Source organism: Aquibium pacificum (assembly GCF_040839445.1).
Taxonomy (GTDB): Bacteria; Pseudomonadota; Alphaproteobacteria; order Rhizobiales; family Rhizobiaceae; genus Aquibium; species Aquibium pacificus.
On sequence record NZ_JBDPGJ010000004.1, the window covers coordinates 465,724 to 478,667 of the forward strand.

10 protein-coding genes are annotated in these 12,944 nt (G+C 64.9%); 6 read left to right on the plus strand and 4 right to left on the minus strand.

Annotated elements, in window-relative coordinates; all coding sequences use genetic code 11:
- The first annotated feature begins 11 nt into the window (after positions 1–11).
- The 4 genes from trpA (at position 12) to ABGN05_RS18780 (ending at position 4,433) form a co-directional block, all read left to right on the plus strand.
- Positions 12–854, plus strand: a complete 843-nt coding sequence (trpA, locus tag ABGN05_RS18765; protein WP_367955566.1) for a tryptophan synthase subunit alpha — start codon at positions 12–14, stop codon at positions 852–854.
- Positions 855–911: 57 nt separating this feature from the next.
- On the plus strand, positions 912–1,838 hold the full coding sequence (gene accD, locus ABGN05_RS18770; protein ID WP_367955567.1) for an acetyl-CoA carboxylase, carboxyltransferase subunit beta: 927 nt from the start codon (positions 912–914) through the stop codon (positions 1,836–1,838).
- A 52-nt stretch (positions 1,839–1,890) separates the two neighbouring features.
- Complete coding sequence (locus tag ABGN05_RS18775; RefSeq protein ID WP_367955568.1) at positions 1,891–3,222, plus strand: bifunctional folylpolyglutamate synthase/dihydrofolate synthase; 1,332 nt, start codon at positions 1,891–1,893, stop codon at positions 3,220–3,222.
- Between the two features lie 98 nt (positions 3,223–3,320).
- Positions 3,321–4,433, plus strand: a complete 1,113-nt coding sequence (locus ABGN05_RS18780) for an acyltransferase family protein (RefSeq protein ID WP_367955569.1) — start codon at positions 3,321–3,323, stop codon at positions 4,431–4,433.
- Positions 4,434–5,267: 834 nt separating this feature from the next.
- Here ABGN05_RS18780 and lysM read toward each other — a convergent pair.
- The 3 genes from lysM to lepA all read right to left on the minus strand — a co-directional run bounded on the left by lysM (position 5,268) and on the right by lepA (position 8,426).
- Positions 5,268–5,786, minus strand: a complete 519-nt coding sequence (gene lysM, locus ABGN05_RS18785; protein ID WP_367955570.1) for a peptidoglycan-binding protein LysM — start codon at positions 5,784–5,786, stop codon at positions 5,268–5,270.
- Positions 5,787–5,955: 169 nt separating this feature from the next.
- On the minus strand, positions 5,956–6,312 hold the full coding sequence (locus ABGN05_RS18790) for a hypothetical protein (RefSeq protein WP_367955571.1): 357 nt from the start codon (positions 6,310–6,312) through the stop codon (positions 5,956–5,958).
- Positions 6,313–6,620: 308 nt separating this feature from the next.
- Positions 6,621–8,426 carry a translation elongation factor 4 gene (lepA, locus tag ABGN05_RS18795; protein ID WP_367955572.1) on the minus strand — a complete coding sequence of 602 codons (1,806 nt, stop codon included), beginning with the start codon at positions 8,424–8,426 and terminating at the stop codon, positions 6,621–6,623.
- A gap of 261 nt (positions 8,427–8,687) precedes the next feature.
- Here lepA and ABGN05_RS18800 point away from each other — a divergent pair, with 261 nt between their 5' ends.
- Positions 8,688–10,682, plus strand: coding sequence for a PatA/PatG family cyanobactin maturation protease (locus tag ABGN05_RS18800; RefSeq protein WP_367955573.1), 1,995 nt, complete (start codon positions 8,688–8,690; stop codon positions 10,680–10,682).
- A 377-nt stretch (positions 10,683–11,059) separates the two neighbouring features.
- On the opposite strand, the gene ABGN05_RS18805 is transcribed toward ABGN05_RS18800, so the two are convergent.
- On the minus strand, positions 11,060–11,719 hold the full coding sequence (locus tag ABGN05_RS18805; protein WP_367955574.1) for a TetR/AcrR family transcriptional regulator: 660 nt from the start codon (positions 11,717–11,719) through the stop codon (positions 11,060–11,062).
- A gap of 250 nt (positions 11,720–11,969) precedes the next feature.
- Here ABGN05_RS18805 and ABGN05_RS18810 point away from each other — a divergent pair, with 250 nt between their 5' ends.
- The gene (locus ABGN05_RS18810; protein WP_367955575.1) at positions 11,970–12,920 is read left to right on the plus strand and encodes a homocysteine S-methyltransferase family protein; all 951 of its coding nucleotides are present in this window, start codon (positions 11,970–11,972) and stop codon (positions 12,918–12,920) included.
- Positions 12,921–12,944: the final 24 nt, after the last annotated feature.

The window sequence follows — 12,944 nt, forward strand, 5'->3', positions numbered from 1 at the left end:
TAGCAAACCGCATGACCGACACCCGCATCGACCGCCGCATGGCAAAGCTCAAGGCCGAAGGCCGCCCCGCTCTCGTCACCTATTTCATGGGCGGCGATCCCGACTACGACACCTCCCTTTCGATCATGAAGGCGTTGCCGAAGGCCGGCAGCGACGTCATCGAGCTCGGCATGCCGTTTTCCGATCCGATGGCCGACGGCCCCGCGATCCAGGCGGCCGGCCTGCGCGCGCTGAAAGCGGGACAGACGCTTGCAAAGACGCTTCGTATGGCGGCCGAATTCCGCAACGGTGACGACGAGACGCCGATCGTCCTGATGGGCTACTACAACCCGATCTACATCTACGGCGTCGACCGTTTCCTGGCGGATGCCAAGGCCTCCGGCATCGACGGGCTGATCGTCGTCGACCTGCCGCCCGAGATGGACGAGGAACTCTGCATCCCCGCGGTGAAGGCAGGAATCAACTTCATCCGCCTCGCGACGCCCACCACCGACGACAGGCGCCTGCCGAAGGTGCTCGAGAACACGTCGGGCTTCGTCTACTACGTCTCCATGACCGGCATCACCGGCTCGGCTCTTGCCGACACCGGCAAGGTCGGCGAGGCGGTCCGCCGCATCAAAGGTCACACCGATCTGCCGGTCTGCGTCGGATTCGGCGTGAAGACCGCCGAGCAGGCCCGCGCCATCGGCGCCTCGGCGGACGGGGTGGTGGTCGGCACCGCGATCGTCAATGCGGTGGCCAACGTGCTCGGCCCGAAAGGCGAGAAGACGGCCGATCCGGCCGAGGCGGTCGCCACGCTGGTCAGCGGCCTCGCGCAGGGCGTACGCCGGGCACGCCTTGCTGCGGCCGGGTAGCTGTCCCATCTAACGCTCAGAACGATTTTCCCGGCGGAAGCGAAGGGAGCCGACCCGATGAACTGGATCACCAACTACGTCCGACCGAAAATCAACTCGATGCTCGGGCGCCGCGAGATGCCCGAGAACCTCTGGATCAAGTGTCCGGAGACCGGCGAGATGGTCTTCCATAAGGACCTGGAGGAGAACCAGTGGGTGATCCCAGCGTCCGGTCATCACATGCGCATTGCGACCAAGGACCGGCTGCGGCACTTCTTCGACGAGGGCAGGTACGAACTCCTCGACAATCCGAAGGTGCCGGTCGATCCACTGAAGTTCCGCGACGAGAAGCGCTACACCGACCGTCTGCGCGACGCCCGCAACAAGACCGGCATGGAGGATGCCATCCTCAACGCCGTCGGCACGATCGACGGGCTCGAGGTCATGGTCACCGCGCAGGACTTCGCCTTCATGGGCGGCTCGCTCGGGATGGCCGCCGGAGAGGCGATCATCCGGGCCTTCGAGACGGCGCTGCAACGCCGGCTGCCGCTGATCCTGTTCGCGGCCTCCGGCGGCGCGCGCATGCAGGAAGGCATCCTGTCGCTGATGCAGTTGCCGCGCACCACCGTGGCCGTCGACCGGCTGAAGGAAGCGGGGCTGCCCTATATCGTGGTGCTCACCAACCCGACCACCGGCGGCGTCACAGCTTCCTACGCCATGCTGGGCGACGTTCACATCGCCGAGCCGGGCGCGTTGATCGGCTTCGCCGGTCCGCGCGTCATCGAGCAGACGATCCGGGAAAAACTCCCCGACGGCTTCCAAAGGGCCGAGTATCTCATGCAGCACGGCATGGTGGACATGGTCGTGCCGCGTCAGGAACTGAAGGGCACGATTTCTAGGCTGCTCAAGATCTTCCTCGCAACGCCGCTGCCCGAGATTGCCGAGGCGCAAACGGCAACGCCCGAGCCGCAGCCGGAAGAGGTCGGCGAGCAGCAGCCGGCTTAGACTTCGGCCAGATACGACCGATGACGCGCCCGCGGCGGCGCAGGGGCATGTTTTGATGACGACCAGGGCCGACCGCGAGATCGCGCGCTTGATGACGCTGCATCCCAAGGGATTCGACCTGTCGCTGGGGCGTATCAGGCGGCTTCTTGAGCGGCTCGGCAATCCGCAGGACCGCCTGCCGCCCGTCATCCACATTGCCGGCACCAACGGCAAGGGTTCGGCCGCCGCCTTTTCGCGCGCGCTGCTGGAGGCCGGGGGTCTGCGCACCCACGTCCACACCTCGCCGCATCTGGTCGCCTGGAACGAGCGCTACCGGATCGGCGCGGAAGGCGGCGGGCGCTTCGTCTCCGACGACGTGTTCGCTGACGCGATCGCACGCGTGGCAGCTGCCAATGCCGGGGAGACGATCACCGTCTTCGAAATCCTCACGGCTGTCTCGTTCGTGCTTTTCGCCGAGCATCCGGCCGATGCGGCGGTGATCGAGGTCGGGCTTGGCGGGCGCTTCGACGCGACCAATGTCGTGAAGCGGCCGGCGGTGGCGGTGATCATGCCGATCTCGCTCGACCACCAGGCCTATCTCGGTGACCGGGTCGAACTCATCGCCGCCGAGAAGGCCGGCATCATGAAGCCCGGAGTTCCGGTGGTGATCGGCCAGCAGGATTCGGACCTGGTGCGCGAGGTGCTGATCGAGACGGCGGACAGGCTCGAATGTCCGGTGCTGACCTACGGACAGGACTTCCTCGGCTTCTCGGAGAACGGGCGCTTCATCTACCAGGACGACGACGGCCTGATGGACCTACCGCTGCCCAGGCTTCCCGGCCGGCACCAGCTGGCCAACGCCGCGGCGGCGATCGCGGCGGTGAAGGCGGCGGGCTTCGCGATCGGGCATCCGGCGGCCGAAAGGGCAATGACGAGCGTCGAATGGCCCGGCCGCATGCAGCGCCTCGCGTATGGCCGCCTGGTCGACCTCGCCCCGGATGGCTCCGAGCTCTGGGTCGACGGCGGCCACAACCCCGGGGCGGGGGTGGCGGTGGCGGAGGCACTGGCCGAGCAGGAGGAGCGATTTCCGCGTCCGCTGTTCCTGATCTGCGGCATGATCTCGACCAAGGACCAGACCAACTACTTCCGCGCCTTCGACGGCATGGCGCGGCACGTCTTCACGGTGCCGGTGAACTCGAGCGAAGCCGGCGTGCCGAACGCGGAACTGGCGGCGCGGGCGGCCGAGGCGGGGCTCTCGGCCGAGCCGGTGAACTCGGTCGCCGACGCGCTGATGCTGCTGGCCGACACCTGGGAGGACACCGAGACGCCGCCGCGCATCCTGATCTGCGGCTCGCTCTACCTGGTGGGCGAGGTGCTGGCCGAGAACGGCACGCCGCCGGCCTGAGCCTCTTCGCCGCCGGGACGCCGGTTCCCGCGTGGCCGTTAAGCCTTTGGTGGCGGCCTTGCGCTAGTCTCGGACTTCGGCAATCGGAGACGACGGGAATGGCGGGCATCTCGAGGGCGGCAGGCGCAGACACCGAACGGGTCGACTGGGTCGACATCGCCAAGGGCCTGTGCATCATCCTCGTGGTGATGGTGCACGCGACGCTGGGCGTCGAGATCGCAGCCGGCGAGCAGGGCTTCATGCACCAGGTGGTGGCCTGGGCGCGGCCGTTCCGCATGCCCGACTTCTTCCTCATCTCCGGCCTGTTCCTTTCGCTCACCATCGACAAGCCCTGGCGGCGCTACCTCGACCGCAAGGTGGTCCACTTCGCCTATTTCTACGTGCTGTGGCTCACCATCCAGTTCGCCTTCAAGGCGCCGGGGATCGCCCTGGAAAGGGGCGCGACGGCACCCCTCGTCGACTACCTCCTTGCCTTCGTACAGCCCTTCGGCACGCTGTGGTTCATCTACGTCCTGCCCGTCTTCTTCCTATTCACCCGGCTGGTGCGCAGCCTGCCGGTCTGGTTCGTCTTCGTCTGGGCGGCGCTGCTCGAGGCGCTGCCGGTCCACACCGGCTCGGTGATCTTCGACGAGTTCGCGGCGCGGTACGTGTATTTCTTCGCCGGATATGCCTTCGCCCCGCAGATCTTCGCGCTCGCCGGCGCGGTGCGGCGCAATGCCGGCGCCGCCCTTGCCGGGCTCGCCGTCTGGGCAGTGCTGGAAGCCGTTCTCGTCTTCACGCCGGCGCCCGCCGCGCTCGCCTTCCTCATACAGGGCGAGGTGGGCGACACGGGTGCCACCGGCGGTATCTCGGAACTGCCTCTGGTCTCGCTGGTGCTGGGCTTCGCCGGCGCGCTCGCGATCGTCTCCATCGCCACGCTTCTGGCGCGGGTGCCCTGGGCGAACGGACTGCGCTGGCTGGGCGAACATTCCATCGTCGTCTACCTCGCCTTCTTCCTGCCGATGGCAACCGCCCGCGTGGTGCTCGTCAAGACCGGCATCGTGCCCGACGTCGGCGTGATGGCCTTCCTCGTCACCGCAGCCGGCGTCACCGGGCCGGTGGTGCTCTTCCTCGCCGTGCAGTGGAGCGGCCGCGGCAAGTGGCTGTTCGAGCGGCCGGACTGGGCGAAAATCGACGGCAGGCACAAGGCCGGGGCGCGCGCCGCGGCGTAGAGGGGCAGGATCGGGGTCGGAGGGAAAACTCCGGCCAGATCGCGCTCCGTCGCGCCCCCCTCTGTCCTCCCGAGCTCTTGCCGAGGGGCGGACATCTCCCCCACGAGGGGGGAGATCAGCCGTCGCGTATATCGTCGCCAACTTTAACTATTGCAGGAGAAGCGGCGATATCGACGCTGCCGATCTCCCCCCTCGTGGGGGAGGTCGGATGAGGGGTGCTGGACGGAGCGGGGTGGTTGAAGGGGAGACGCGGATTGCCTTTCGGTGGCTGGATTGTGGGATCGGTCTCCGGCCGACACCCCTCATCCGTCTCGGCGCTGCGCGCCGAGCCACCTTTTCCCACAAGGGGAGAAGGAAGAGAGCCGCGGCATTTCGCGAGCCACGGTACCGGGGCTGCCGGGGCACCCCCACCCCTGGCCCCTCCCCGCAAGGGGGAGGGGGACGCGGCGGCGGCATCCCGCGAGGCGCCCCCCTCTGTCGGCTTCGCCGACATCTCCCCCACGAGGGGGGAGATCGGCAGCTTCGGCATCGCGCCCGTATCTTCCGCTTCAGAAATGTTCGTGGAGGCGGCGGCACCTCGGCTTTCCTTCTCCCCTTGTGGGAGAAGGAAGGGCCGGATCCCACGAGGCGCCCCTGCGGACCGCGTCTCACCCCCACAAGGGGGAAGATTGGCAGCGCCAGCATCGCGAAACCCTGCTCTTCCTGTGGGAAGGGGAGGCAGGCTTTGTCCGGGGATCACGTGGGTGAGCGGCTCGGCCGGCCATTGCCGAACCGCTTCCCGTCGTTGCCGAACCGTCGCCCCATGACCAGGGGCTACATTTCGCCCGGCGGCGATCAGGCCTCGGCGAGCTCCGGTATGCGCAGCACCTGGCCCGGGTAGATCTTGTCCGGATGCTTCAGCATAGGCTTGTTGGCTTCGAAGATGACGGTGTATTTCGATGCCTTGCCCTTGCCGTAGACATGCTCGGCGATCTTCGAGAGATTGTCGCCTTTCTGGACGGTGTAGAAGACGGGTTGCCGGGCCGGCGTCGATGCCTTGACCAGTTCGGTCATGTCGACGTTCCTGTCGAGCGAAACGGCCGCCTGCGGCGCCACGACCTTTAGCTCGTCGGCCTGGACCTTGGAAACGCCAAGCGTGTTTCCGATGGCGATGACGGCCTTTTCGAAGACGGACTGGTCGGCGACGTCGCCTTTCAGGATCGCGGTGTCTCCCTTGACCTCGACCTGCACCTTTTCGGTGCCGAGCTTGTAGGAATCGAGCTCCTTCTTCAAGACCGCCGCGTCGGTGGCCTCATCATGATCGCCGAAGCCGAGCTTGTTGCCGACACTCTTCACGAAATCAAATATGCCCATGATGCGTTTCTCCTGTGCGTCCCCACGCCCGGATATCGCATTGGCGCGTGGCAAAGGAAAGCATCCTCGACCGCAATAGTTCCCCGACTTCCATCGCATCCGCAGGGGAGGATCGGGCACCGGCTGTGGCGCGATCGGTCGTCCCCGCACATGGAGGATAAGCGCTGGCTTACCCTCCGATGTCGATGTGGGCGGCGGAGACGGGGGCACAGGTGAGGCAGCACTGATCGCAGACGAGGTCGCGTTCGGGGCCGACGCCGTAAGCGGTCGTCTCGTCGCCGAAGCGCCAGGCGCCGTAGCAGATGGTCTCGCCGACGCGGCACTCGATGCGCACCGACTTACGCTCGCCCTTTTCGAGAAGGTAGACCTTGCCGCCGCCCGGCCACTCGCCGTCGCCGCCGGGCGCGGAGAGTTCGGCCGCCACCGCGTGCGGGGCGCGGTTGGCGAGGTAGAGCGTCAGCTCCTCGGCCAGCGACGGCGAGGCGAGAAGGACGGCGGGAAGGGCGAGAAGGGCGGCGCGAAGCATGGCTGATTCTGCGCTCGCGCGCGGGCGGGATCAAGAGGGGGAGGACGCGGCGATGGCGAGGACGCGGGTCGAGGGAGTCCGGTGCGTCGCTCTCGTGGTTCGCCCTTCGGCCGGCTCAGGAAGCTCACCATGAGGGCGAGAGGAGCATCGCAGTCACTTCACCGCCGCAGTCTGAGGTGCTCATGGTTCGTGGTTCGTGGTGCGTGGTTCGACAGGCTCACCATGAGGAGGTTTGCAATGGGGCTGCGGTGCAGCCTCCGGCCTCATGGTGAGCCTGTCGAACCACGAGGCGGGAGTGGTATCAGCCGTCAGCCGTCCCCCATCTTGAGCGCCTCGATGAAGGCGGCCTGGGGGATTTCGACCTTGCCGAACTGGCGCATGCGCTTCTTGCCCTCCTTCTGCTTCTCCAGAAGCTTGCGCTTGCGCGTCACGTCGCCGCCGTAGCACTTGGCGGTGACGTCCTTGCGCAGGGCGGAAATGGTCTCGCGGGCAATCACCTTGCCGCCGATGGCGGCCTGGATCGGGATCTTGAACATGTGCTTGGGGATCAGCTCCTTGAGTTTCTCGCACATGGCGCGGCCGCGCTTCTCGGCGGCCTGGCGGTGGACCAGCATGGAAAGCGCGTCGACCGGCTCGTCGTTGACCAGGATCGACATCTTGACCAGGTCGCCCTCCTTGTAGTCGGTGAGCTGGTAGTCGAAGGAGGCGTAGCCCTTGGAGATCGACTTCAGCCGGTCGTAGAAGTCGAAGACGACCTCGTTGAGCGGCAGGTCGTAGGTCGCCATGGCGCGCTTGCCCACGTAGGAGAGATCGGCCTGCACGCCGCGCCGCTCCTGGCAAAGCTTGAGGATGGCGCCGAGATAGTCGTCCGGCGTCATGATGGTGGCGCGGATCCACGGCTCCTCGATCGCGGCGATCTTGACCACGTCGGGCATGTCGGCGGGGTTGTGCAGCTCCTTGACCGTGCCGTCGGTCATGGCGAGGCGATAGACGACCGAGGGCGCGGTGGCGATGAGGTCGAGGTCGAACTCGCGCTCCAGCCGCTCCTGGATGATTTCGAGATGCAGCAGGCCGAGGAAGCCGCAGCGGAAGCCGAAGCCGAGCGCGGCGGACGTCTCCATTTCGAAGGAGAAGGAGGCATCGTTGAGCCGCAGCCGGCCCATGGCGGCGCGCAGGGCCTCGAAATCGGCCGCGTCCACCGGGAACAGGCCGCAGAAGACCACCGGCTGCGCCGGCTTGAAGCCCGGCAGCATCTCCGGCGTCGGACGCTTGTCCTCGGTGATGGTGTCGCCGACGCGGGTGTCGGCCACCTCCTTGATCGAGGCGGTGATGAAGCCGATCTCGCCGGGGCCGAGCTCGTCGGTGATGACCATCTTGGGCGTGATGACGCCGACGCGGTCGACCGGGTAGCGGGCGTCGGTGCCCATCATGCGGATCTGCTGGCCCTTCCTGAGCACGCCGTCGATGACGCGCACCAGAACGATGACGCCGAGATAGGCGTCGTACCAACTATCGACCAGCATGGCCTTCAGCGGCTTTTGAGCGTCGCCCTCCTTCGGCGGCGGCAGGCGCTTTACGATGGCTTCGAGCACCTGGTCGACGCCGAGCCCCGTCTTGGCCGAGATCAGCACGGCGTCGGAGGCGTCGAGCCCGATCACCTCCTCGACCTGCTCGCGGATGCGGTCGGGTTCGGCGGCGGGCAGGTCGACCTTGTTCAGCACCACCACGATCTCGTGGTCGGCGTCGAGCGCCTGGTAGACGTTGGCCAGCGTCTGCGCCTCGACGCCCTGGGAGGCGTCGACGACGAGCAGCGAACCCTCGCAGGCGCGCAAGCTACGCGACACCTCGTAGGCGAAGTCGACATGGCCGGGCGTGTCGATGAGGTTCAGGACATAGTGTTCGCCGTCGGCGGCGTTGTATTCGAGCCGCACGGTGTTGGCCTTGATGGTGATGCCGCGCTCGCGCTCGATGTCCATCGCGTCGAGCACCTGCTCCTTCATCTCGCGCTCCTCCAGAGATCCGGTCATCTGGATCAGCCGGTCGGCGAGCGTCGACTTGCCGTGGTCGATATGCGCGACGATGGAGAAGTTGCGTATGTTCTTCAGTGGGGTCATGGGGCGGGCGTATAGAGCATCCGCGGGCAAAACGCCAAACGGGTTTTGCGGGGCGTGCGGCAAATGGAATGGGCGAGTTGCGGTCGCACGAGCAACGTGGCCGCGTTCACGAGACGCACGCCTACCGTGTGCCGACAGGACCGCTCCATCAGTGTTCTATCGTTCGTTTCGCAGCGCGACCGAAACGCACGAAGGAGCCTTTCTGCAACTTTAACTTGACATACTTCGCATTCGGGGCAAGATTTCCCGTTGAGGTTGCAGATGAGATACGACTTCAATCCGCTGGGAGATCCGCGTATCAAGGTTGCCGTTCTCGACGGCCCCGTAGACGTGTCGCATCCTTGCTTTGACGGCGCCACGATCGAGATCCCTTGGGGCATGCCGAAGACGGCTCCCGGTTCACCGGCCAGCTGCCACGGCACGCATATCGCCAGCATCTTGTTCGGGCAGCCGGGAAGCCCTGTCCACGGACTGGTCCCATGCTGCCGCGGTTTGATTCTGCCAATCTTCCGAGACACCGGCGAAATGGACGTTTCCTGCACCCAACGCGATCTTGCGCGCGCGATACTCGCTGCAATCGACCAGGGTGCCCATATCGTTGCCATCTCTGGTGGCGAACCCGGCACGCCAGAAGCCGCAGATGCTTTCCTCGTGGAGGCGATAGGACGATGTCTCGAGGACAACGTGCTTGTAGTGGCAGCCGCGGGCAACGATGGGGCATCGCTTGCACATATTCCGGCGGCTATGAGTGGCGTGCTGGCAGTCGGAGCTTGCGATCTAAACGGAAAACCGTTGTCCTTCAGCAACTTCGCGGAAGTTTACACCGACCACGGGATATTGGCACCGGGATCTGAGATCGTTGGTGCCGTCCCGGGCGGCGGCGTGGTTAGCCGCAGCGGGACCAGCTTCGCGGTCCCGATCGTTGCGGGATTGGCGGCCCGAATGCTTGCCGAAACAGTTCAGCGTGGCGATATCCCGAACCCGGTGGCAGTCGGGCGAAGCCTGATCGCCAATGCGGTCGGCTGCGGAGAATATCTTTCGGATCCCGATCGATGCCTTTCAGGGCGCATCAATCCTTTTCAGAGTTTGGCGGCGCGAAACACCGGCGCGCGCTCGGAGAGCAGATTTGCAACTGGGAGCGGAGGAATGGTCATGTCGGAATTAGCTGAAGAGTTGGAGCGGACCGAAGCAGGACCGGGAGGGGTGCGCGCCGCCAGCGACCACTCTCCCGATGAAGTTGGCCGGCAAGATTCTGCCGGTCTCAAGCAATCCGTCCTTTCGACCTCCGATTGCGGATGCGGATGCGGCGGCAAATGTGCTTCGGACTGCGGATGCGGAGGCAAACCTGCATCGGCTCCACAGAAAGTCTACGCGCTGGGACAGATCGGCTACGACTTCGGCACAGAAGCCCGCCGCGACTCCATCCGACAGTATATGTCGACGAACACCGGACCCTCTCCGGTGGAGTTGATAGAGCACTTGCAGGAGCCCGAGAACATTTTCGACGTCGAACGCATCATTTGGACCCTGAATCTAGATGGTGCGCCGATTTATGCGCTGATGCCGAGCGGGGCTTACGCAGCCGAAGGCTATGCTCGAATCTTCACCGCATATATCAACCAGGTGATTGGTCGAACCACCGAGGACGGAGCCAATAAAGGAAAAGCGAAGAAATCACCGTCAAAAGTTACTCTTTTTGCAGTTCCCGGGCAGATATGTGGCTCGGTTCGCCTGATGTCGGGAGAGACGGTGCCGGTCTTGGTGCCCGTGGCTCGCGCGATCGCGGAGTGGGATGTCGAGGATGCAACCGCGAGGTTCCTCGCGAGGTTTGAAGAAGAAGCGAAAGCAGCAGGCGAAGGGTCCGGTCTTGCGGATCGCATTGCGCAGATGGCCGACGATCTCCCGCCTTTCCTCAGCGATTTCCGCAACCTCATCACGCGCAAATATCGGAATCTCGGCATAGCAGGGCGGGACCGGGCTCTGAACTTCGCCGCGACATCGGCATTCCGCACGTTTCAGATACTTTCGGAGATCGCCGGACTGAAGCTGATCCTGGACGACATCCTCGTCACGAGGAGCCCCTCCTGCCGCGCCGGTTCCGAATGCTACGACATCGCTATCCGGTTCTTCCGTGAGGCGGATGTCACTTCAGCGCTCTACACCTTCCAGTTCACGCTGGACGTGAGTGATACGGTTCCAGTGAGTATCGGCGAGCTCTCGCAGTGGAGAGAGCGGCCGAAAGCACTCCTCGGATAATCTTGCCAGGCGGAATGGCGCGGGAACATTCCGCAGGGCTCCGAAACTTCCTGTCCCGCAGATTTACGGGAGTATCAAATGAAGAGGACACTCAACGCTAAGCTCTCCGGTTCAGCCGATGTTGCACCGGTCATGAGAGCTTATTCACCCACTGCGCAAAGGCAGAATGTCTCTGCCTCCAGCATCGAATGTGATCTCTGTCACTTCGGTTGCGAACTGATACCGGATCCTTTCGCGAAGCAAGCCTGTCACATCGCGTGTCAGCACACCGTCTGCTGAGGCTTGCGCGGCCTGGCGCGTGTCAACGCGCTAGGCCCGAAGCCGGGCAGTCAGCCGACGTCCGCCACGTATCTGCGACTTCACGCCAGCGATCAGTTTCACTCCGCGGCAATGGCCGCGCGGGCGGGCACATGCAGGGCAGCGGTAGCAGGTTCGGAGAAGAGCAGCTTCACGAAGGAGCGGAAGGCAAGCAGCTGGTTGGGCAGCCGCTGCGGGTCCTTCATGACCTTGGCCATGATGATGCCTCCGTCGATGATACAGGTGACCATCTCGGCAAGCGCGTCGAGGTCGACGGGCTCGCGCGGCGCGTAGACGCTGGCAACCGCTTCGAGATAGCGGCGAAAGCGGTCGTTCAGCCCTTCGACCGCCTGCCGGTTGATCTCGACCACCTCGCGGTCGAACAGCCTCTCCTGATAGCAGACCGATGCGATGATGCAGCCGGGATGGCCATTTGGCAGATCGGCAAGCGTTTCGGCGAAAAGCTTCAGCCCGATCAGGAATGCCTGAAGCGGATCGTCGGATAGATCGGCGGCACGGGCGAAGATCTCATCCAGGATACGGTTGTCTTCGGCGACGTAGCGGCGCAGCATGTCGCGGGCGAGTTCGTTCTTGTCACGGAAGTGATAGAAGAAGCCGCTCTTGGTGATTCCGGCTTCCGCGATGATTTCGTCGATGGATGTCGCCCCGAATCCCTTTGCGAGAACGGATGCTTCTGCGATTTCGAGAATCCGCTCGCGCGTGTCGGCGCCCTTTCCCATGTGAAACTCCTCATACAATTACTTGACCGACGGTGCGGTTTTGCTTGGGCGCCCCCATACACGTTCGCGATCGTTGGCGCTACAGCTTCCTCCAAGTCATTGAAGAACAAGACATAGTTCCTTTCCTTCCGGCACAGGACCGCAGGTTTGCTAGTCTCCGGACGCCTCATCCGGCACATCTTGAGCCATAGCCGACGGGCTGAACGGTCGTGCCGGCAATCATCGTGAACTACACCGAAAGGATGTGACCATGAGCAAGTATCGCAACAACCTGCCGCAGACGAAGGGCGGCATGTTCCTGACCGACGGAGGTCTGGAGACGACCCTGATCTTCAAGGAGGGGATCGACCTGCCCGCCTTCGCCTCGTTCGTACTCCTGGAGACGGACAGGGGCCGCGAAAAGCTGACGGCGTACTACGAGAACTATCTGTCGCTCGCCCGCGCGAGAGGCGTCGGTTTCATCCTCGACACGCCGACCTGGCGCGCGAACCCCGACTGGGGCCGCGAACTCGGCTATGACGCCGACGGCTTGCGGAGGATCAACCAGGCGGGCGTCCGGTTCGTCGAGGGACTTCGCCGGAACTGGGAGACCCCCGCCACGCCCGTCGTGCTCAACGGGGTGATCGGCCCGCGCGGCGACGGCTACAAGGCGGGCCGCGTCGACCCTGACGAGGCACAGGACTACCATGCGTTCCAGCTCGGTATCCTTGCCGACACGGCGGCCGACATGATCTCGGCGATAACCATGAACGCGGTGAACGAGGCGATCGGCATCGCGCGGGCGGCCAAGGCGGCAGGCATGCCGAGCGTCATCTCCTTCACGGTCGAGACCGACGGACGGCTGGCGGACGGCGCGAGCCTGCGCGAGGCGGTGGAGCGCACCGACGAGGCCACCGGCGGCGCGCCGGCCTACTACATGATCAACTGCGCCCATCCGTCCCATTTCGAAGCCGCGCTCCAAGCCGGCGAGCAATGGCTGGAGCGGGTGCAGGGCCTCCGGGCGAACGCGTCGGCGAAGAGCCATGCCGAACTCGACGAGTCCACCGAACTGGACGAGGGCGACATCCCCGATCTCGGCCGCCGCTACTCAAGCCTCACCGCCAGGCACCCGCAGATGCGGATCCTCGGCGGCTGCTGCGGCACCGACCACACCCACATCCGCGCGATCTGCGAGGCCTGCCTCCCGGCCGAGGCCGCCTGACAGGGCACGACACATCGAAGGACA

Excerpts from the sequence above, each read along its gene's own strand:
- lysM (WP_367955570.1), bottom strand. The coding sequence starts at position 5,786 with ATGGGCATATTTGATTTCGTGAAGAGTGTCGGCAACAAGCTCGGCTTC.
- accD (WP_367955567.1), top strand. The coding sequence starts at position 912 with ATGAACTGGATCACCAACTACGTCCGACCGAAAATCAACTCGATGCTC.
- ABGN05_RS18780 (WP_367955569.1), top strand. The coding sequence starts at position 3,321 with ATGGCGGGCATCTCGAGGGCGGCAGGCGCAGACACCGAACGGGTCGAC.
- ABGN05_RS18800 (WP_367955573.1), top strand. The coding sequence starts at position 8,688 with ATGAGATACGACTTCAATCCGCTGGGAGATCCGCGTATCAAGGTTGCC.
- ABGN05_RS18805 (WP_367955574.1), bottom strand. The coding sequence starts at position 11,719 with ATGGGAAAGGGCGCCGACACGCGCGAGCGGATTCTCGAAATCGCAGAA.
- ABGN05_RS18790 (WP_367955571.1), bottom strand. The coding sequence starts at position 6,312 with ATGCTTCGCGCCGCCCTTCTCGCCCTTCCCGCCGTCCTTCTCGCCTCG.
- lepA (WP_367955572.1), bottom strand. The coding sequence starts at position 8,426 with ATGACCCCACTGAAGAACATACGCAACTTCTCCATCGTCGCGCATATC.
- ABGN05_RS18810 (WP_367955575.1), top strand. The coding sequence starts at position 11,970 with ATGAGCAAGTATCGCAACAACCTGCCGCAGACGAAGGGCGGCATGTTC.
- trpA (WP_367955566.1), top strand. The coding sequence starts at position 12 with ATGACCGACACCCGCATCGACCGCCGCATGGCAAAGCTCAAGGCCGAA.